This window comes from Billgrantia zhangzhouensis, assembly GCF_021404465.1.
In the GTDB taxonomy this organism is placed as follows: domain Bacteria; phylum Pseudomonadota; class Gammaproteobacteria; order Pseudomonadales; family Halomonadaceae; genus Halomonas; species Halomonas zhangzhouensis.
On the sequence record NZ_JABFTT010000009.1, the window covers coordinates 163,065 to 180,967 of the forward strand.

General features: G+C 56.0%; 21 protein-coding genes and 1 pseudogene. 15 read left to right on the top strand and 7 right to left on the bottom strand.

Annotation, left to right across the window (positions count from 1 at the left end):
- The first annotated feature begins 163 nt into the window (after positions 1-163).
- Positions 164-895, top strand: a complete 732-nt coding sequence (gene nfsA, locus HOP51_RS13215) for an oxygen-insensitive NADPH nitroreductase (protein WP_234274364.1) — start codon at positions 164-166, stop codon at positions 893-895.
- A gap of 78 nt (positions 896-973) precedes the next feature.
- On the opposite strand, the gene HOP51_RS13220 is transcribed toward nfsA, so the two are convergent.
- Together HOP51_RS13220 and HOP51_RS13225 are read right to left on the bottom strand one after the other, a co-directional pair.
- Entirely contained in the window at positions 974-1,591 is a 618-nt protein-coding gene (locus HOP51_RS13220) for a glutathione S-transferase (RefSeq protein WP_234274365.1), read from the bottom strand.
- Between the two features lie 34 nt (positions 1,592-1,625).
- The gene (locus HOP51_RS13225) at positions 1,626-2,327 is read right to left on the bottom strand and encodes a GntR family transcriptional regulator (protein ID WP_234274366.1); all 702 of its coding nucleotides are present in this window, start codon (positions 2,325-2,327) and stop codon (positions 1,626-1,628) included.
- Positions 2,328-2,515: 188 nt separating this feature from the next.
- On the opposite strand from HOP51_RS13225, the gene HOP51_RS13230 reads away from it, so the two are divergent.
- The 9 genes and pseudogenes from HOP51_RS13230 to HOP51_RS13270 form a co-directional block, all read left to right on the top strand.
- Positions 2,516-3,274 (top strand): SDR family NAD(P)-dependent oxidoreductase, encoded by a 759-nt coding sequence (locus HOP51_RS13230; protein WP_234274367.1) that lies wholly within the window; start codon positions 2,516-2,518, stop codon positions 3,272-3,274.
- Positions 3,274-3,783 carry a TRAP transporter small permease subunit gene (locus tag HOP51_RS13235; protein ID WP_234274368.1) on the top strand — a complete coding sequence of 170 codons (510 nt, stop codon included), beginning with the start codon at positions 3,274-3,276 and terminating at the stop codon, positions 3,781-3,783. The genes HOP51_RS13230 and HOP51_RS13235 overlap by 1 nt, the downstream gene beginning before the upstream one ends.
- Positions 3,784-3,787: 4 nt before the next feature.
- The gene (locus HOP51_RS13240) at positions 3,788-5,089 is read left to right on the top strand and encodes a TRAP transporter large permease (protein WP_234274369.1); all 1,302 of its coding nucleotides are present in this window, start codon (positions 3,788-3,790) and stop codon (positions 5,087-5,089) included.
- A 67-nt stretch (positions 5,090-5,156) separates the two neighbouring features.
- Positions 5,157-6,275, top strand: coding sequence for a C4-dicarboxylate TRAP transporter substrate-binding protein (locus HOP51_RS13245; RefSeq protein WP_234274370.1), 1,119 nt, complete (start codon positions 5,157-5,159; stop codon positions 6,273-6,275).
- A 52-nt stretch (positions 6,276-6,327) separates the two neighbouring features.
- The gene (locus HOP51_RS13250) at positions 6,328-7,062 is read left to right on the top strand and encodes an SDR family NAD(P)-dependent oxidoreductase (protein ID WP_234274371.1); all 735 of its coding nucleotides are present in this window, start codon (positions 6,328-6,330) and stop codon (positions 7,060-7,062) included.
- Between the two features lie 10 nt (positions 7,063-7,072).
- Positions 7,073-7,843, top strand: coding sequence for an SDR family NAD(P)-dependent oxidoreductase (locus tag HOP51_RS13255; RefSeq protein WP_234274372.1), 771 nt, complete (start codon positions 7,073-7,075; stop codon positions 7,841-7,843).
- The gene (locus tag HOP51_RS13260) at positions 7,840-9,564 is read left to right on the top strand and encodes an FAD-dependent oxidoreductase (RefSeq protein WP_234274373.1); all 1,725 of its coding nucleotides are present in this window, start codon (positions 7,840-7,842) and stop codon (positions 9,562-9,564) included. The genes HOP51_RS13255 and HOP51_RS13260 overlap by 4 nt, the downstream gene beginning before the upstream one ends.
- On the top strand, positions 9,561-10,664 hold the full coding sequence (locus tag HOP51_RS13265; protein ID WP_407061804.1) for an NADH:flavin oxidoreductase/NADH oxidase: 1,104 nt from the start codon (positions 9,561-9,563) through the stop codon (positions 10,662-10,664). The genes HOP51_RS13260 and HOP51_RS13265 overlap by 4 nt, the downstream gene beginning before the upstream one ends.
- Before the next feature lies 1 nt (position 10,665).
- Positions 10,666-11,146 (top strand): annotated as a pseudogene (locus tag HOP51_RS13270) (nitroreductase family protein); the annotation flags it as partial.
- A 169-nt stretch (positions 11,147-11,315) separates the two neighbouring features.
- Here HOP51_RS13270 and HOP51_RS13275 read toward each other — a convergent pair.
- Positions 11,316-11,816 (bottom strand): Mpo1 family 2-hydroxy fatty acid dioxygenase, encoded by a 501-nt coding sequence (locus HOP51_RS13275; protein ID WP_234274374.1) that lies wholly within the window; start codon positions 11,814-11,816, stop codon positions 11,316-11,318.
- A 98-nt stretch (positions 11,817-11,914) separates the two neighbouring features.
- Complete coding sequence (locus tag HOP51_RS13280; RefSeq protein WP_234274375.1) at positions 11,915-12,301, bottom strand: MerR family transcriptional regulator; 387 nt, start codon at positions 12,299-12,301, stop codon at positions 11,915-11,917.
- Positions 12,302-12,389: 88 nt separating this feature from the next.
- On the opposite strand from HOP51_RS13280, the gene HOP51_RS13285 reads away from it, so the two are divergent.
- The 3 genes from HOP51_RS13285 to HOP51_RS13295 all read left to right on the top strand — a co-directional run bounded on the left by HOP51_RS13285 (position 12,390) and on the right by HOP51_RS13295 (position 14,000).
- Complete coding sequence (locus HOP51_RS13285) at positions 12,390-13,298, top strand: alpha/beta fold hydrolase (RefSeq protein ID WP_234274376.1); 909 nt, start codon at positions 12,390-12,392, stop codon at positions 13,296-13,298.
- Positions 13,299-13,376: 78 nt separating this feature from the next.
- A complete protein-coding gene (locus HOP51_RS13290) occupies positions 13,377-13,718 on the top strand; it encodes a DUF427 domain-containing protein (protein WP_234274377.1) in 342 nt (113 codons plus the stop codon).
- A gap of 66 nt (positions 13,719-13,784) precedes the next feature.
- A complete protein-coding gene (locus tag HOP51_RS13295; RefSeq protein WP_234274378.1) occupies positions 13,785-14,000 on the top strand; it encodes a hypervirulence associated TUDOR domain-containing protein in 216 nt (71 codons plus the stop codon).
- A gap of 140 nt (positions 14,001-14,140) precedes the next feature.
- On the opposite strand, the gene HOP51_RS13300 is transcribed toward HOP51_RS13295, so the two are convergent.
- Together HOP51_RS13300 and HOP51_RS13305 are read right to left on the bottom strand one after the other, a co-directional pair.
- A complete protein-coding gene (locus HOP51_RS13300; protein WP_234274379.1) occupies positions 14,141-14,476 on the bottom strand; it encodes a hypothetical protein in 336 nt (111 codons plus the stop codon).
- Between the two features lie 176 nt (positions 14,477-14,652).
- Complete coding sequence (locus HOP51_RS13305) at positions 14,653-15,141, bottom strand: pyridoxamine 5'-phosphate oxidase family protein (RefSeq protein WP_234274380.1); 489 nt, start codon at positions 15,139-15,141, stop codon at positions 14,653-14,655.
- Between the two features lie 266 nt (positions 15,142-15,407).
- Here HOP51_RS13305 and trxC point away from each other — a divergent pair, with 266 nt between their 5' ends.
- Together trxC and HOP51_RS13315 are read left to right on the top strand one after the other, a co-directional pair.
- A complete protein-coding gene (trxC, locus tag HOP51_RS13310; protein ID WP_234274381.1) occupies positions 15,408-15,842 on the top strand; it encodes a thioredoxin TrxC in 435 nt (144 codons plus the stop codon).
- 109 nt (positions 15,843-15,951) lie between these two features.
- Complete coding sequence (locus HOP51_RS13315; protein ID WP_234274382.1) at positions 15,952-17,103, top strand: Fic family protein; 1,152 nt, start codon at positions 15,952-15,954, stop codon at positions 17,101-17,103.
- 39 nt (positions 17,104-17,142) lie between these two features.
- Here the strand turns inward: HOP51_RS13315 and HOP51_RS13320 are convergent, their stop codons facing one another.
- Complete coding sequence (locus HOP51_RS13320; protein ID WP_234274383.1) at positions 17,143-17,823, bottom strand: 5'-methylthioadenosine/S-adenosylhomocysteine nucleosidase; 681 nt, start codon at positions 17,821-17,823, stop codon at positions 17,143-17,145.
- Between the last annotated feature and the right edge of the window lie 80 nt (positions 17,824-17,903).

Consider the following 17,903-nt stretch of genomic DNA (forward strand, 5'->3'; position numbering starts at 1 on the left):
GACCGTTCAGCGAGAAGTGGGCTGAGTGCCCTGCAGAAGTGATAGCGCAAGGGTAGCGCTTTCTTTGGGACATGCCTGAAACCACGCCTGCAAAAATGCAAAGCGCGCCGGAATGAAAGATAATAAGCAGGGTAACGAAACGACACGCATATCGTGAGGCGACATGAATCCCACCATCGAACTGCTGAAATCCCATCGCTCGATTCGCAAATTCACCGACCGTAAAATCCCGCACGAGCTGCTGGTCGAGCTGATTCGCGCCGGCCAGGCTGCCGCAACCTCAAGCCATGTCCAGGCCTATACCGTCATCCACGTTAAGAACCCGGCCAACCGAGAAAAGATTGCCGAGCTGGCCGGAGGGCAGTCGTACGTAGCCACCGCCTCCGATTTCCTGGTGTTCTGCGCCGACATGAAGCGACCCACCGAGGCGTCTGAGCGCACCGGCGCCAACGTCGTGCGCGGCATGACCGAGCAACTGCTGGTAGCCAGTGTGGACACTGCGCTGATGGCCCAGAACGTGGCCATCGCTGCCGAGTCCGAGGGTCTCGGTATCTGCTACATCGGCGGCATTCGTAATAACCCGCAGGCCATCAGCGACTTGTTGCACCTGCCCGAACACGTCTATCCGGTATTCGGCATGTGCCTCGGCTACCCGGCCGCCGATCCGAACGTCAAGCCGCGCCTGCCGGTGGAAGCGATCCTCAAGGAGGACTATTACACCGACGACAGCGAGCTGGTGGCTGCCTTCGATGACGCCATGCAGGACTATTACAGTGAGCGTCGCGGCGGCACCAAGGATTCCAACTGGTCGAAGAACCTGACCCCGCTGTTCGACAGCAAGCTGCGCGCCCACATGCGTGAGTTTCTCATCCGACAGGGCTTCGAGATGAAGTGAGTCGGCCCTCCGGCCCCCGGCGATCCGGGGGCCTGCCTCTGACCATTTCCTTGTTGGGCTGGCTCAACCCGCACAACCTTACTCCGGTTGGGTGGCCTGCATGGAGGCTCGCTTCGAGAAGTCAGTAAACCAGACGGCGAGTTGTTGGTGAGTGCTTCGCCAGTCCTTGTCCGGAAAACGAAAATCGAGATAGGCAAGCGTACATGCTGTCGCAATACTACCGATCGTGACCGGCCCCTGCAGAACCGTGAGCCAACGATTCTCAAGATCATCCAGGCCGCTGTCGACCTTTTCCATCTGACTGTCGTGCCATAGTGCCCAATAGTACTCTTGGGGCCTCAGCACCGCTTCATAGCGGCACAGTAGGGCAGCATCGAGAATCGAGTCTGCCAAGGCTTCCAGCGTCATCGCGGAGAACCGGTCCTTGATATTCCCTGGATAAAGTAAGGAGGACGGTGAAAGGGTGTCTATGTAGGCACATATCACCCGGCTATCGAAGAGTGGGGAATCATCCTCCAGCAACGCCGTTGGTACCTTGCCCGATGGATTCTCCTTGACAATTTCCGGGTCTCGCTTGACCGGCCAGGCTTTGGATGAGAGCTTTTCTATCTGGTCAATGACCCCTTTCTCATGGGCGCAAACCAGTACCTTTCTGACAAAAGGAGAGGTAGGCGAGTGAAACAATCTTATCTTCATTCTTGAGACCTCTAAATCTTTGTTGTCGATAGGGCTAGCCATATTTCTGATGTTGCAGCAGGTTGGGATCCTCGCGTAGCCGGTCCACAAGCAGTTCTCCAGCGAAGTAGACATGTTCGTGCATCAAGGCGGCGGCTCGTTCACCGTCACCAAGTCGCAGTGCCTTGACGATGCGGCGGTGATCGTCATGGGAACGATAGATTACGTCGAAGTCATCCCACAGGATTACCCTGTCTGAGACCAATGGCACGTTGTGAGATCTGTCCACAAAGTCTTTTAAAAGCGGGTTGTGAGCGGATTCCATGATGGTTTCATGGAAATCGACATTCATCTTGCGATATTCAGGAAGAGCGTCGGGAACCAGCTCTCCTGCGGATAGGATCCTGTCGCCAATTTCTACTAGCTCGTCAAGCCGATCCAAAGTGCTGGCGGCTAATCCGGTCCTGGCAGCGACACGGCATGCTAACGCTTCCAGAGACGAGCGTACTTCAAAAACCCCCCTTATGTTATCCACGGAAAATTGCTTGACCCGGTATCCTCGGTTGGATTCATAGTCGAGCAGGCCGTCCTGGGCAAGGCTTGCCAGTGCCGCGCGCACGGGTGTCCTCGAAAGGCCAAGAACGCTTGAGAGATGATCTTGATGTACGCGTTCACCGGGGCACAGATGCCCTGTCAGGATCATCTCTCGAAGCGCATCCTTAGCCGCATCGGCGACAGTCCCTCCATTCTCGCTCATCGCCGAGCCTCCCCTGTCTGCTGTGTCGTCAGCATGAATCATGCTCCATACCATCTTTTCGTGCAACCCAGGGAAAGCCAGAATTTATCCAAAAATATCGCTAAAGGCCAAATTTTCACGAAATATCTTGACGTATCCGGGTTAATTTATCCAATCTTGGATGTAGACACCTGACGGAGGAAACGCTAGTGATCAATGTGGCTCTCGTGACAGGCGCCAGTGGCGGTATCGGCAAGGCAGTGTGTGAGCGGCTGGCAAGGGATGGATATCGGGTCGTGGCGACCGATCTGTCCGAAGCCGCGGCCGTCGCCTTGGCAGCTCGGCTGCCTGGCGAGGGACACGTGGGCTATGCACTGGATGTTACGGATGATGGTGGTATCGCATCGCTCCTGACAAAGGTCGAGGAGCAGCACGGCCCGATAAGGGCCTTGGTCGCTGCGGCGGGGATCTTGCTGCTCGACGATGACGGACAGAGGCGACCCATAACACAGATTTCGAATGAGGAATGGCAGAAGACGCAGGAGGTGAACAGCAGTGGCACCTTCTACTTGATGCGCGCCTTTCTGCGTCTGAGAGGCGTGCAACGGTTAGAGGGAGCCAGGTTCATCGCCTTTTCTTCTGTGGCGGCACAGCTTGGCGGATATCGCTCGAGTGCTGCTTACATCGCCAGCAAGAGTGCCGTCCTTGGCCTGGTCAAGGCGGGGGCTCGGGAGGGGGCCGAGATGGGTGTGCTGGTCAATGCGGTGGCACCCGGCTTGATAGACGCTCCCATGCTGCGTCTTTCCCTTGATCCTTCTGCTGATCAGGAAGTGCAAAAGACAATTCCGCAGGGACGTATCGGTACACCAGAGGACGTCGCCGGGGCGGTATCGTTTCTTGCGAGTCTCGACAGTGCCTATACCACCGGCAGTGTTATCGACGTCAATGGTGGCTACAGGATGCAATGATGACTAGGCTGGCAAATCATATAAGTTACGCACTTGCCGTGGTGGCAGCACTCTCACTGGGTTTGATGATGCTGCATGTAACGGCGGATGTAATAGGAAAGCATTTTTTTAATAGCCCTATACCGGGGACTACAGAGGTGGTTGCCAGCTATTACATGGTGGCGGTAGTCTTCTTGCCCTTGGCGTGGGTTGAAGTCCGCGAAGGTTCCATCGTCGTAGAACTTCTATATGGGTTGTTCCCGTTGGCGGCAAAGAAAGTACTTCTTGCTGTCGCAACGACTCTTTCTGCATTCTTCTACGGTGGCCTGGCCTGGCTTTCGTGGGCCCCAGCACTGCATGCATGGAAGATTGGTGAAGTGGTGGAAGGAGCTTGGCGAGTCGTTATTTGGCCTACCAAGTTTTTACTTCCTCTAGGCCTGGCACTCGCTTGCCTGGTAATGACCATTCGCTTGATAGATATTTTTCGAGGAAGTTATCAGCCTATCGAAACGTCGCAAGCGGAGGAATAATAAAATGGATCGTCTCGAAATAGGTTTCATGGGGATAATTGCGACGCTGGTCATGATCGGTTTTCGAGTTCCGATCGCGGTTGCAATGGGGGTGGCGTCATTCGCTGGTATCTATTTCATGATGGGGATCATGCCAGCCATAGGCATCAGCAGGGCGATTCCTTATGACCTTATAGGAAACTGGAACCTTTCCGCTGTCCCGATGTTTCTCCTGATGGGCTACATCGCGTCATCTGCGGGATTGAGCAACGGCCTGTTCAAAGCTGCAAGGGTGTTTCTGAATCGAGTACCTGGAGGACTCGCGACTGCGAGTGTAGCATCGAGTGCAATGTTTGCATCAGCCAGTGGGTCGAGTGTGGCAACGGCAGCAGCATTTTCACGAATTGCCATTCCTGAAATGCTGAAAGCCGGTTATGCCCCTTCCTTAGCCGCTGGATCGGTTGCGGCTGCAGGAACCTTGGGCTCGCTGATTCCGCCTAGTGTGCTGTTGATCGTCTATGGGATTACGATGGGTGTATCGATCAACACGTTGTTTATGGCGGCGGTTATTCCAGGCATACTGTCAGGGCTTGTGTTTACAATTATGATAACGGTCCGATGTATGTTGAACCCTAGCTTGGCTCCAAGGGTTGAGGAGAAAACTACCTGGGGACAAAAGCTGAATCTATTGCGGGATATATGGCCGCTTCCAGTGCTGATTGTCGGGGTGCTTGGTGGAATTTTTAGCGGTATATTTACAGCGACTGAAGCCGGTGCGATAGGTGCCTTCCTAGCCTGTATAATAGCGCTATTCCGTCGCGCACTTACTACTGATGTCCTAAAGAGAGCCGTGATTGATACGGCAATAGGAACGGCTTCAATATTTATTATAGTTATGTCAGCAGCCCTTTTTTCCAGCTTTATTGCTTTGTCAACCTTGCCTAACTGGGTAACAGCGCAACTCGCTGGTTTTGATGCCATCTGGGTAATAATATTAATTTGCCTTCTCTACATAGTCCTTGGATGTTTTCTTGAAAGCATTTCAATTATACTTTTGACAGTGCCAGTTCTTGCCCCGCTGCTGATTGGGATGGATATCAATTTGATCTGGTTTGGGGTGTTGGTTATTAAGTTGCTGGAAACGGGGCTTATTACTCCCCCTGTCGGAATGAATGTGTACATAATTAGATCAAGCCTTGGGAGCTCAATGCCATTGGGGACGATTTTCTCAGGTGTCTCGTGGTTCATCCTTGCAGATGCCTTCACCATAGTGCTACTTGTTGCTTTTCCTGTGTTAACGCTTTGGCTGCCAGGAATTGCAGGCTGAGTGGCGCTGTAACTCAGCAATAAAAACAATGCAGTATTTTGTGGCTCATTATAACCAGGAGGCAATAATGAAAAAGATGGCTTGTACTGCTGTGGCACTGGCTGGCGTAGTAGCCCTCCCTGCATTGGGGAATACCTACATCGCTACAAACTGGATGTCACCTGTCCATATCCTTAACGAACAACCATACCAGCGGTTTTCCGAAGATATATCGGAAAGCACCAATGGTGAAATGTCTTTCGAAGTTTATTCCAGTGGATCTCTTGTGCCTGCCCGAACAACCATGCAGGGCATCAGGGACGGAGTGGCACAGTTGGGTGTTGTATATCCTGGCTATACGCCATCTGAACTGCCTGTGAATAACGTGCTGAATGATCTGGTATTTACGTCTGATGACGCCTTGGCTGCCGCTATTGCCTACACGGATATCGGTATCAATAATGAGTTCGTGAGAGAGGAATGGAATGACAATGGAGGGATTTTCGTAGGAGGCTACTCGACTCCTGTTTACCATTTCATCTGCATGGATCCGATTCGCAGCGTAGAGGATGCACGAGGAAAGAGGATCCGCACGGCCGGTGGGGCCCAGACTGACTGGGTGAGAAAACTTGGGGGTGTCCCGGTATCCGTTCCGATTGGGGATGTCTATTCAGGCCTGAGCCGCGGATCAATCGATTGTACTCTTTCGGATCCTACCAACCTGGATAAGGGGAACAAGTTCTGGGAGGTTGCGGAAAGTGTCACCACCTTACCGATGGGGGTGGTGATGGGAGCGACTTACGTCATGAACCCCTCGTTCTGGCAGGGCCTGAATGAAGAGCAAAAGCACACCCTCCTTGATCATCTGGCCTTGGGCATTGCACGTACCCAGGCCACCTATGCTGCCGATGTGGAAGCGGCACTCGAAGGATCTCGCGAGCGGGGCCTTGAAATTCTTTCCCCCGATGAAGACCTCATCGAGGCGCTTGCCGAATTCCAAGCAGGGTTTGTTGATGCGCTTCCCCAAAAGGCCATGGAGGAGCGGGGGGTAGACAACCCTTCCTCTCTCATAGACGAATTCATCGCCAAGCAGGCAGAGTGGAGCGAGCTTCTTGATACTGTCGATCGTACCGACCCTGAAGCCATTGCCCAACTCATTCGCGATGAAATCTATAGTGAGCTTGATCTCGCCAGTTTCGGCCATTGATGTAGCAGGGCCGGCATCATGCTGGCCCTTTATTTTAATCTAGGGGGAAAGCATGTCCATGCCAGGAACAGCAATTGTAACTGGAGGCGGCGCCGGTATTGGGCGAGCTATTTCATTGCGACTATCACGATCTGGTTACAAAGTCATTGTGGTGGACCTGAAAGAGGATATGGCAAACGAAACAGTTCAGCTTGTTGAAGAAGCAGGAGGGCAAGGCGATGCATATGTTCTAGATATAACCGACGGTCGTGAGGTAGAGAAATTTTTTCTTTCCGTTTCGCAAGTGGAGTGCCTTGTCAACAATGCAGGTTCCTTTAGTGTCAAACCATTCACCGAGCTGACTGTTGACGACTTCAGATCCATGTATGAAGTCAATCTGGTTGCCATGTTTGATCTGACCCAAAAGGCTGCCTTCCGAATGCCTGAGGGTGGGGCGATAATCAATATTGCCTCACGCGCCATGCTGGGCGCCAAGCAATATATACATTACTCATCCTCAAAGGCAGCTGTCGTTGGATTTACCAAATCCTTGGCTCTTGAACTGGCCGATAAAGGGATAACGGTGAATGCTGTGGCGCCAGGGGTCATAGAGACGGATATGCTCAAGTCGCGATCGGATACTGATCTGGACGCTCTGAGGAGCATACAGCCAATGGGCAAGCTGGGGTCGGTGGATGACATTGCTGGCGCTGTGAACTTTCTCTCCTCCGACGAAGCCAGGTTCATAACGGGGCAAGTGTTACTTGTGGACGGTGGTCGTTCTCTTGGCGGCGCTACAAGCATATAAGGAGGCTTCGATGATTAACAAGAATCAAGTTGCCATTGTTACCGGTGCAGCATCTGGCATCGGCAGATCGACTGCATTTCTCCTAGCCAATAAAGGAAATATTGTCATTTCAATTGATCGTGACGAGAAGGGGCTGGAGTTCTTGAGAAGGTCATGCGCTTCGAAGATCTTCAGCCTGGTGGCAGATTTGACGGACCCTGACCTGGAAGTCAAGGTTGCTGACGCCTTGCATGCTACAGGCGGAGATCTGTCAGTTCTTGTCAATAATGCAGGGATAGGAGGCGGGAACTGTGTTTCCAGGACTACGGACGAATCGCTCAGGAATTTCTTTGAGATAAATGTTGTATCGCTTTTCAGGCTGAGTCGTCTGGCTGTCACTGAAATGAGGAAACGGTCGTCTGGCGCCATCGTCAATGTGGCTTCCATCTTTGCGGAAGTAGGCGCAACTCATAGTTCCGCCTATTCTTCTTCCAAGGGAGCCGTGGCGTCGTTGACCAGGCAGATGGCCACCGACTATGGCCCCAGTGGAATTCGTGTCAACGCCGTCGCTCCCGGCCTGATCGAGACGCCTCTGACCAAGGAGCGTATTCGTACTGAGCGCTGGCGTCACCAAATCTTTGTCGAGCAGTCGCCACTGCGTCGTGTCGGTCAACCCGATGAGATCGCGCGAGCCATTGCCTTCCTGGCCAGCGAGGATGCCAGCTTCATCAATGGTGAGGTTCTACGCGTCGATGGCGGCTGGGGAATGGGACGATATCCAAGGCCGGAGGCGGAGCTGTGAGCAAGTACCAGGACTCTCCCGACAGTGAATATGATCTGGTAGTGATCGGATCAGGAGCAGCAGGTATGACTGCGGCTCTGGCCGCTCACTGTGGTGGTATGAAAGTTGCCATTTTCGAGAAAGATTCGCACTTTGGTGGATCGACGGCCGTATCAGGTGGGGCTATATGGATACCGGATAATCCCAAGATGCGTGCGGCTGGAATGAATGACAACCGCGATGAAGCCTATGACTATATTGCCAATGAGACCGGTGAACTGCTGAAGCCTGGTATGGTCAGAGCCTTTCTGGAAGCAGGGCCTGAAATGGTGGGCTTCATGGAGGAGAAGACTCACCTGAAATTTGAACATAGAGCATTTTCACCCGATTACCACTCCGACCGACCTGGAGCGGCGCTTGGAGGCAGGGTATTGGATGCCAAGACTTTTGATGGTCGTCTCTTGAAGAATAAATTCACACTTCTTAAACCGCCAATTAGTGACTTTACTCTCTTTGGTGGCATGATGCTCAACCGTTTTGATATCGGTCACTTCATGAACATGACGAGAAGGCCGGCATCGGCATGGCATGCCTTTAAACTTTTTGTAAGGTATGCCCGAGACCGATTGTTTTATTCTCGTGGCACTCGGCTCGTGTTGGGTCAGGCGGTCGCAGGCCGGCTGGCCTACTCAGCTATCGAGAAAGATATTCCAATATTCACGGAAGTGGCACTGGCTTCTCTCAAGGTTGAGGACGGTGGGGTTGTTGGGTTCAATACTAATGATGGCCGGGAAATTCTTGCCAGACATGCCGTGGTGCTTGCCACAGGGGGGTTCCCGGCAAATGACGATTTGAGAAAGATGGTCATGCCGCATATTCATGCTGGATCAAGGCATTACACCATGTCACCCAAGCCGGCGACTGGAGCTGCAATTACTGCTGCCGAGTCCATTGGCGCTCAATTCATCAAAACTAATAGGCATGCCGGATACTGGGCGCCCATATCATTGATACCAGATCGGCGAGGTGAACGGCCCTTTCCTCATCTTTTTTTGGATCGAGCCAAGCCGGGTGTCATTGCTGTGAATTCGGATGGTAGACGCTTTGTTAATGAAGCAGTGTCTTACCATGACTTTGTGACGGGTATGATCGAAGAAGGGGTACATGAAGCCTGGTTGGTGTGTGATCATCAAACTCTTCGAAAGTATGGGCTGGGGCCGGTCCGACCCTTCCCTGCCCCATTCAAGGGACACTTGCGTACCGGTTATTTGAAAAAAGGAGCATCACTCAAAGAGCTGGCCGAGGTGACAGGTATATCTTCAGAATGCTTCATTGAGACTGTCCATCGTTTCAACAATGATGCTCGCGTCGGGACGGACCAGGAGTTCGGCAAGGGCTCTACGGACTATCAAACCTATCTGGGCGATCCTGAGCATAGGCCTAACCCTTGCCTAAAGCCTCTTGAAAAACCCCCATTCTATGCGATCAGAATATATCCGGGGGATATTGGCACTACCATGGGGCTAGCAACCGACGAAAAGGGACGTGTTCTGGATAAGAAAGATAATGTCATCCCCGGGCTCTATGCTTGTGGCAATGATATGAACTCCATCATGGCGGGCGCTTATCCCAGTGCAGGTATTACTTTAGGGCCGGCACTAACATTTGGCTATATCGTGGGTCGCTATGCAGCAGAAGCCGCAGGGGCATCAAAAAATTTGTCAAAGAGTGATAATTCATGAGCCATTTAAGCAGCCCGCTTATGCTTGGAACCCTCAAGCTCCCCAATCGCATTGCTATCTCTCCAATGTGCCAGTACAGCGCTGTCGATGGTATCGCCCAACCATGGCACACTATGCATCTTGGTTCGATGGCAATATCAGGTGCTGGCCTTGTAATTGCCGAAGCGACTGGCGTCACTCCAGAAGGACGTATCAGCCCCCACTGCCTGGGTCTTTACACTGACGAGCAAGAATCTGCACTGACTCGTTTGGTGGCCGATATTCGTAGTTACAGCGCCACACCCTTGGGGATCCAGCTTGGCCATGCTGGGCGAAAGGCATCGGCTGAAGGATTCGATTCCGGCGCCCCCGCCATGCCAGATGTCGGTGGGTGGCAGCCGGTAGGGCCATCCGCCTTCCCCATACAAAATGATTGGCCTGTTCCCAAGCCTCTCAATAGCGCAGATATCGAACAAATTGTTGAAGCTTTCGTCTCTGCAGCTAGGCGGGCCGACCGAGCGGGATTCGATCTCGTAGAGTTACATGGGGCACATGGATACCTACTCAGCTCCTTTCTATCACCCGTCGCTAACCAACGCACCGACTGCTTCGGAGGTTCGCTTGAAAACAGAATGCGGCTGCCGCTTCGTATTGCGCAGGCGGTACGAGAGGCGCTACCAATGCATAAACCTCTTGGCATGAGGATCAACGGGACGGATCATGTAGAAGATGGTATTACTATCGAAGAGGCCGGAATCCTGGCTGCTGCTTTACGAGATATCGGTTGCGACTATGTTAGTGTTTCTTCGGGTGGTAATTCTCATGCGCAAAAAATTCCTTCAACTGTGCCGGGATATCAGGTTAGTTATGCAAGTGATATCCGTAAGTCATCAGGGATAGCAACTATGACTGTTGGAATGATTCTAGAACCACAGCAGGCTGAGGACATTGTTTCGACAGCATCATCTGACATGATAGCGATTGCTAGGGCGGCACTTGATAACCCTCGCTGGCCAATGCATGCACTGACAGAACTTGGCATGACGCCTGAATATCCAAAACCCTACTGGCGTTCAGGCCCAGAAATATGGCGTGGGTACAAGTGGGTTCATCGAAATTGAAGCGCCCACCGAAGACTCCGAGCGCACCGGCGCCAACGTCGTGCGCGGCATGACCGAGCAACTGCTGGTAGCCAGCGTGGACACTGCGCTGATGGCCCAGAACGTGGCCATCGCTGCCGAGTCCGAGGGTCTCGGTATCTGCTACATCGGCGGCATTCGTAATAACCCGCAGGCCATCAGCGACTTGTTGCACCTGCCCGAACACGTCTATCCGGTATTCGGCATATGCCTCGGCTACCCGGCCGCCGATCCGAACGTCAAGCCGCGCCTGCCAGTGGAAGCGATCCTCAAGGAGGACTATTACACCGACGATAGCGAGTTGGTGGCCGCCTTCGATGACGCCATGCAGGACTATTTACAGTGAGCGTCGCGGCGGCACCAAGGATTCCAACTGGTCGAAGAACCTGACCCCGCTGTTCGACAGCAAGCTGCGCGCCCACATGCGTGAGTTCCTCATCCGACAGGGTTTCGAGATGAAGTGAGCCAATCTGCCGCTGCTGCTCAATCAGCCTCGCTGCAGCGGCAGATACGGAACTGCCGGTACCGATATAGACCGAGGGAAGGGCATCGAACATGTCGCGGGCGGTGCGCCCGGTTGGCCGGCAGGAGGCCAAGCAGCATCCATTCAAGCAGCAGACGCCGGTAGGTAGCTCAATGCCCTGCCGGGCGCGGCACGCGCAGCCCTAGCTTGTGCGCCACTTCGAAGGTGACGAAGATAGGGCCGATCAGCAGAAAGACCACATCTTCGATGAACGATGGTTTCTTGCCTTCCACCTTATGCCCCCACACCTGTAACGCCCATGCCGCCACCCAGGTGATCAGCGAGATCCAGAACAGCGACCACCCCGCGTTGAGGATAGCGAGAATGCCCAGCACGGAAAGGGCGAACCAGGCCACCATCATCAAGAACACGCCGAATGAGAGGCGCAGATAGACCAGGCCGGCCAGCACGCCCAGCAGAGTGGCGCCATTGACCCACTCGGCTGCGCCGGGCTCCAGCCCTAGCCAGCGTCCAATCGGCACCAGCCACAGCAGGCCCAGGGTGGAGAAGAAGATGGCCGGCACACAGACGATGTGTACCCACTGGTTTACCGGGTGGCGGTGGCTCTCGCCGTAGGCGTCGAGAAATTGCTGCAGGTTACGCATGGTCATGCCCTCGTTGTTCTTGGTAGGTCAGGGTCACGTTCATGCTAGGCGCGCCAGTGGGTACTGGCTTGTATGTAACTGCTACCGGGCGGGCCAGCGATCACTCAATCCAGCGGTGGGGTGGTGCCCTCAGTCAGCATCAGGCGCAAGCGCGTGCGTCTGCGTTCAAGATCCGCGATCTGCCGCTCTATGGATGCGAGCCGTTTGCGCTGGATCTCGGTCGTATCGGGGCAAGACATCGCGCCTTCGATCATTCGCATGCAATCAGGAAAGCTTTGTATTTCCGCCAGGCTGAAACCTGTCGCGATCAGGCGCTGAATCTGCTTGACCTGCTCGATCGCCGTGGCTGGGAAAACCCGATAACCATTACTGGCGCGAGAAGAAGCGAGCAGGCCATGCCCGTCGTAATGGCGGATCGAGCGTACGCTCGCCCCCGTTTCTCGAGCGAGCGTGCCGATCGACAACATCTTCTGTGGAGCGGGCTTGTTCATATCGCAACAGCATAGCACGGGTGCCGCTTGACTCTTACGCCAGTGTAAGGGTTGAGACTGGGGCTCTCACCCCTCAGGAGTTCCCGTTATGCTTGCAAGCAAAACGCTAGAGATTGTCTGCCGGCTGGTCCTGACCGGCATCCTGCTTACCCTCTCCACTGCGTTGTTCGCGGAAACGAAGCACTATAGCGTCACCGCGCCGGATGGCGTCACGATTGCCGTTCAGGAGACAGGTAATGCGGATGGTCACCCAGTCATCTTTCTCCACGGCCTGTTTGGCAGTCACCTGAACTGGGAAGCGCAGGTGAGTAGGCCGGAGCTACAGCACTACCGCCTGATCACCTACGACCTCCGCGGGCATGGCCTTTCCAGCAAGCCTTCCAGCGCTGAGGCCTATAGTGACGGACGCCGCTGGGCGGATGACCTGGCAGCCGTGATCGAGGCCTTGGACGTTCACGATCCCGTACTTGTCGGATGGTCGCTGGGCGCTGCCGTCATCACGAACTACCTGGCCGCCTACGGGGACGACAAGATCGCGGGCGCAATGTACGTTGGCGGTGTGATAGAGCTGCATCCGGACCAGATAGCGTCGCATCCGGAGGTATATCGTGACCTCAGCTCGCCGGACCTGAGGACACGCCTGGATGCCGAGCGATCGTTCCTGTCGCTGTGCTTCGAGATACAGCCTGACATCGTCACCTTCCAGCGTCTGCTCGCCAACGCGGCCCTGGCCTCGCCGGAGATGCAAACTGCCGTGCCTTCGATGACTATCTCCGCTGCTGAAGGCTTGGGCGCGGCGCGTAAGCCGATTTTGCTTCTCTACGGGGCGCGTGATGCACTAGTACGTCCTGAACCGTCCATTGCTCGAGCGGTGGCTCTGAATTCACTCATCCGCAGCACGCTGTACGCTGAATCGGGCCATGCGCCTTTCCTTGAGGAAGCCGATCGCTTCAACCTCGATCTGGCCGCTTTTGTTGACGCAGTGACGCAGCTCTGAGCCACACTATTGGCAACCGGCGGCCACCTGGCCGTCGGTTGCGCACGTTTTTCACCAACACGAATCCGAGGTGAAGCGATGACCCCCACCGAGCCCCGTATCACCCTGCAACCGCATGATCGCCGGGTGCAAGTCGTGATCGGCGACACCCTGCTTGCCGACACCACCCGTGCCCTTGAGCTACGCGAGCGTGGCTACCCGCCACGGCTTTATCTTCCCCGCGAAGACGTGAGCCTGGACCGGCTGACCCGTTCCGACACCGTGACCCACTGCCCGTTCAAGGGCGATGCCGCCTACTTTTCGTTTGGCGACCAGACCGATGTCGCGTGGAGCTACGAGCAGCCGCTGGAAGGTATGGAGACGATTGCGGAATACCTGGCATTCGATGACGACAAGGCGCTCGTGACGGAAAGCCGCTAGGCGGAAGGCCGCGGCAGCCTGGGCTATGCTTCAGCTCGTTGGACATTCCCCAGGGAGAGGTGAGCCATGGCCAAGCGTTTCAAGGTAGGCGATCACGTGAGCTGGAACTCCGAGGCGGGCCGGGTGAGCGGCAAGGTCATCCGCGTTCACACCCAGGATACGGAGTACAAGGGGCACAAGCGCCACGCCAGCGAAGACGAGCCGCAATACGAGATCAAGAGCGACAAGACAGATCATATCGCCATGCACAAGGACTCGGCGCTCACCAAGCTGGACGACTAGGCCTAGCCAGGAGCCCCGGCGGTATCAAACGATTAGCAAAAAGGCCGCTTTCGGGAAAAGCGGCCTTTTACATTAAGGCTTGCTTATCAAGCAGTCGGCATGACTATCCGGCGTGTTGATGGAATCCTCAATGTCGCACTCTAGGCGGCTCCCGACTCCCGGAAGTGATGCCAGGCATGATGGTAGAGCACGCCGGCATAGCCGTTGCGCTGAATGATCTTGAGGATCTTGGCGGGATTTTCTTCATCCAGGGCCTTGTGCAGTTTCGCTTGCTGCTCTTCGTCGAGGGCCTCATACCAGTGGTAGGGCGTACCCTGGGCATTGCTATCCTCGGCCTTGCGCATCAGGTCCATTTCGATACGTCCGCCATGTCGATACAGAATATCGTAGCCCTCCTGCAGTTGGGACGATGGCACGTCGCACGGTTTTTCGAGACCTTCCAGCACGTTGTAGTAGTAATAGCTCAGCGGTTGCATGTGGCTCCTCCAGCGGTATGCTGTTGCTTGTCTCTACCAACCTGCTTTTCTACCCTCATCCTGCCTGAGGCAAGGCGGCGGGCTCAACGGAAAAAATGTAAGCTTTCCGCGCACCCCTGCGGAACCATGATGAGGCCGCTCTGCCAATCTCATCAGGATCTCTGCAACGCACGATCTTAGCCGCCGAACTTCTCGTTTTCGCCCAGGTTCGGCGTGGCGTCCTTCTTGACGTTGGCCTTGGCGAACTCATAGAGCTGGAACACCTTGCTCTTCTTGGCCTTCCAGTGCTCGCCCATGGTCACCTTGATTTCCAGCAGGGCGAGGTCGGGGTCGTCCTTGCCGTCGGGAAACCAGGCCGCAACGAACGGGTTCCAGTATTTCTCGATCAGCTCACGGTCGACGCTCAGGTTGGCCTTGCCCGAGAGCGAGACGTACACCCCCTCTTCCTGGTCAGAGAAGCTGAGGCAGACGTCGTGGTCGCGGTTAGTTTCGGAAACCTTCTCGGCACTGCGCCGGGTGAAGAACCACAGCGTGCCGTCGTATTCATCCTGGACAAGGTGCATCGGCCGGGCACGGGGCATGTCGCCATCCAGCGTGACCAGCATGCCGACCTGAATCTCCTTGATCATCTTCCATATCTTCTGCTTGTGCTCAGGGCTGGACATGGCTTCAACCTCCTGTCGAAAACGGTGCGGCGATAGGCGTCACGCCGACAATGCCGAACATGACGAGATCAGCCTAGTTACCCTGAGCCAGCCCGGCAAATGACCTGGCGAGGGCTATACATCGAACATGTATTCAGCTCAAAGAGTGAGCCAAATAGCTCGGCTATTCGGCTCACCAAGACATGCTGGCAGGAATGTGCTTGGCTTTACTTTTAGCCCAGGCACCTCCATATCCTCGTCAATATCATCCATCCCGGAGCCCCGTCATGTCCGATTTCCTGCATCTGGCCTGTCCTCACTGCCTGGCCATCAATCGCGTGGCCACGGCGCGCCTGGCCGCCTCGCGCTGCGGCAAGTGCAAGCAGCCAATGTTCACCGCCGCACCTCTGGAACTCTCCAGCGCCAACTACGCGGCGCTGACCGAGCGTAGCGAGCTGCCGGTAGTGGTGGACTTTTGGGCCGGCTGGTGCGGGCCCTGCAAGATGATGGCGCCGATCTTTGCCCAGGCCGCCGCCGAACTGGAGCCGCGCATTCGCTTCGCCAAGCTCGACACCGAGGCGGAACCGGCCCTGGCCGGTCGCTTCGGCATTCGCAGCATTCCCATGCTGATCGTCTTCAAGGAAGGGCGTGAGATCGCCCGCCAGGCCGGGCTGATGCAGGCGGGACAGCTCAAGCGCTGGCTCGAGCCGCATCTCATCTAGGCCAGACCAGGGCCTTGGTTGACCCGTGAGCTGAATGATATGACAATCGGCTCATACTGTGAGCCGAATAGTTGGATTATTCGGCTCACCCGTTATTCAGGGTACCGCCATGAATGCTTCCATCACGACGCCAACCTGGATCTGGCAGCAGCCCGACTGGCCCGTTTTCCATTGGCGGGCCGACGTGATCCAGCCTCGCCTTCAGGAAGCCTGGCGATCTCTCGGTATGCTGTTGGGGAGGGTTGGCTCCCTCCCGGCCGACAAAGATCCGGCAGTAATGCTGGATACGCTGTTGCAGAACATCATTACCTCCTCGGCCATCGAAGGAGAGCGTTTGAATGCCGCCTCGGTTCGCTCCTCCCTGGCGCGACGCCTCGGTGTGGAGGGTGTAGCCACGGCTGTTTCATCGCGTTCGGAAGGCCTGGCCGACATGATGATGGATGCCATCGGCTCGCCGGATACGGCACTGACTCGCGAGCGGCTCTTCCAGTGGCATCGTTGGCTATTCCCTGATGCCGATGCCTCGTTGGTCAGGCTGCGGGTAGGGGTATGGCGGGGCGAGGAGCTGATGCAGGTCGTCTCCGGTCGCCTCGACAAGCCCAAGGTGCACTTCGAAGCCCCGCCTCGCATAGTGCTAGAGGACGAAATGGCTGCCTTCCTGACGTGGTTCGACGCGAGCCGCCACGACCCGACCCTGGACCCCCTGCTGCGTGCCGGTATTGCCCACTTCTGGTTCGTTACCCTGCATCCCTTCGAGGATGGTAACGGCCGCCTGGCCCGCGCCATTGCCGATCGAGCCTTGGCCCAGGCCGATCGACAAAGCATTCGCCTCTATACCATGTCCGCCGCGATCCTGGCCGAGCGGCAGGACTACTATCGGGTGCTCGAAAACAGCCAGCGTGGCACGACGGATCTCAGCGACTGGCTGGCCTGGTTTCTCGATATTCTGTTGCAAACCTTGGAAGATGCCCTCGCCGGCATCGCGCGTACCCTGGCCAAGACCCGTTTCTGGCAACGATTCGCCGAAGCCGGCCTGTTGCCGGAACAGGTCAAGGTGCTCAATCGGTTGCTGGATGGCGGAGAGCGGGGCTTCGAGGGTGGTATCAGTGCTGCTCAGTATCAGAAGGTCGCCAAGGTCAGTAAGGCCACCGCGACCCGCCATCTTTCCGATCTACTGGCCAAGGGCTGCTTGGAGAAACTGCCGGGGGGAGGGCGCAGCACGCGCTACCGAGTGGTGGGCTCTGTCCCAAAAGGTGGTTAAGCCGCGTTGAATACTCCCTGACCCGGCCACCCATGGGCATCAGCGATCCAGCAATCCCTCGGCAAGCGCCTCGCCAAGTCGGTCCACGGCGGCGGCCAGCTTCTCGTCGATGACGTGCAGGTATTCCGTCCAGTCATCCACATGGTGCAGCTCCGCCTTGCCGTCCGAGATGCCGCGCAGCACCACCAGCGGAACATCGAAGCGGGTGCAGGCGCGCAGGCAGGCATAGCTCTCCATGTCCACCATCTCGGCGGCGATGGCGGCATAGGCCTCGCCCGAAACGATGTTAGCACCGGTGGAGAGCGTCGCTTCACGAATGCCGGGAATGCGTAGCGGCAGGGGAACGATTGCCGGCAGGTCGAGGAAAGGCGTGATCCCCTTCTCGAAGCCCAGCGGTGAGGCGTCCATGTCGCGGTAGGCAACGGACGTCGCCTGGTAGATCTCGGTCTGCTCGAGCGAGCGGCTGCCCGCCGAGCCCAGCGAGACCACCAATTCCGGTAGGCGTCCCTGCTGAGCAAGAGCGGCCAGAGCCGCGGTTAGCTCCACGGCCGCCTCCACCGGGCCGACACCGGTCATGGTTGGGGTAAAACGCTGCTTGAGATGCGGGCCGTATTCGGCCTCGGCCGCCATGGCGAAGAGCACTTGGGGGCCGCCCAGTGCCGTGAGCTTGGGTTCGCCAAGATCATCGGTTCGAGTATCAGAAGGTAAGGGATCGTGCATCGACGCTGCTTGCCTTGTCATCGGGAATTTAGTCCCAGTGTACTGGCTTGACGCAGTGGCTACAGCGATTGTCAATATCA

What these genes read in the sequence shown, in the direction of transcription:
- nfsA (WP_234274364.1), top strand. Translation starts at nt 164, where the DNA reads ATGAATCCCACCATCGAACTGCTGAAATCCCATCGCTCGATTCGCAAA.
- HOP51_RS13220 (WP_234274365.1), bottom strand. Translation starts at nt 1,591, where the DNA reads ATGAAGATAAGATTGTTTCACTCGCCTACCTCTCCTTTTGTCAGAAAG.
- HOP51_RS13225 (WP_234274366.1), bottom strand. Translation starts at nt 2,327, where the DNA reads ATGAGCGAGAATGGAGGGACTGTCGCCGATGCGGCTAAGGATGCGCTT.
- HOP51_RS13235 (WP_234274368.1), top strand. Translation starts at nt 3,274, where the DNA reads ATGACTAGGCTGGCAAATCATATAAGTTACGCACTTGCCGTGGTGGCA.
- HOP51_RS13240 (WP_234274369.1), top strand. Translation starts at nt 3,788, where the DNA reads ATGGATCGTCTCGAAATAGGTTTCATGGGGATAATTGCGACGCTGGTC.
- HOP51_RS13245 (WP_234274370.1), top strand. Translation starts at nt 5,157, where the DNA reads ATGAAAAAGATGGCTTGTACTGCTGTGGCACTGGCTGGCGTAGTAGCC.
- HOP51_RS13250 (WP_234274371.1), top strand. Translation starts at nt 6,328, where the DNA reads ATGTCCATGCCAGGAACAGCAATTGTAACTGGAGGCGGCGCCGGTATT.
- HOP51_RS13255 (WP_234274372.1), top strand. Translation starts at nt 7,073, where the DNA reads ATGATTAACAAGAATCAAGTTGCCATTGTTACCGGTGCAGCATCTGGC.
- HOP51_RS13265 (WP_407061804.1), top strand. Translation starts at nt 9,561, where the DNA reads ATGAGCCATTTAAGCAGCCCGCTTATGCTTGGAACCCTCAAGCTCCCC.
- HOP51_RS13275 (WP_234274374.1), bottom strand. Translation starts at nt 11,816, where the DNA reads ATGACCATGCGTAACCTGCAGCAATTTCTCGACGCCTACGGCGAGAGC.
- HOP51_RS13280 (WP_234274375.1), bottom strand. Translation starts at nt 12,301, where the DNA reads ATGAACAAGCCCGCTCCACAGAAGATGTTGTCGATCGGCACGCTCGCT.
- HOP51_RS13285 (WP_234274376.1), top strand. Translation starts at nt 12,390, where the DNA reads ATGCTTGCAAGCAAAACGCTAGAGATTGTCTGCCGGCTGGTCCTGACC.
- HOP51_RS13290 (WP_234274377.1), top strand. Translation starts at nt 13,377, where the DNA reads ATGACCCCCACCGAGCCCCGTATCACCCTGCAACCGCATGATCGCCGG.
- HOP51_RS13295 (WP_234274378.1), top strand. Translation starts at nt 13,785, where the DNA reads ATGGCCAAGCGTTTCAAGGTAGGCGATCACGTGAGCTGGAACTCCGAG.
- HOP51_RS13300 (WP_234274379.1), bottom strand. Translation starts at nt 14,476, where the DNA reads ATGCAACCGCTGAGCTATTACTACTACAACGTGCTGGAAGGTCTCGAA.
- HOP51_RS13305 (WP_234274380.1), bottom strand. Translation starts at nt 15,141, where the DNA reads ATGTCCAGCCCTGAGCACAAGCAGAAGATATGGAAGATGATCAAGGAG.
- trxC (WP_234274381.1), top strand. Translation starts at nt 15,408, where the DNA reads ATGTCCGATTTCCTGCATCTGGCCTGTCCTCACTGCCTGGCCATCAAT.
- HOP51_RS13315 (WP_234274382.1), top strand. Translation starts at nt 15,952, where the DNA reads ATGAATGCTTCCATCACGACGCCAACCTGGATCTGGCAGCAGCCCGAC.
- HOP51_RS13320 (WP_234274383.1), bottom strand. Translation starts at nt 17,823, where the DNA reads ATGCACGATCCCTTACCTTCTGATACTCGAACCGATGATCTTGGCGAA.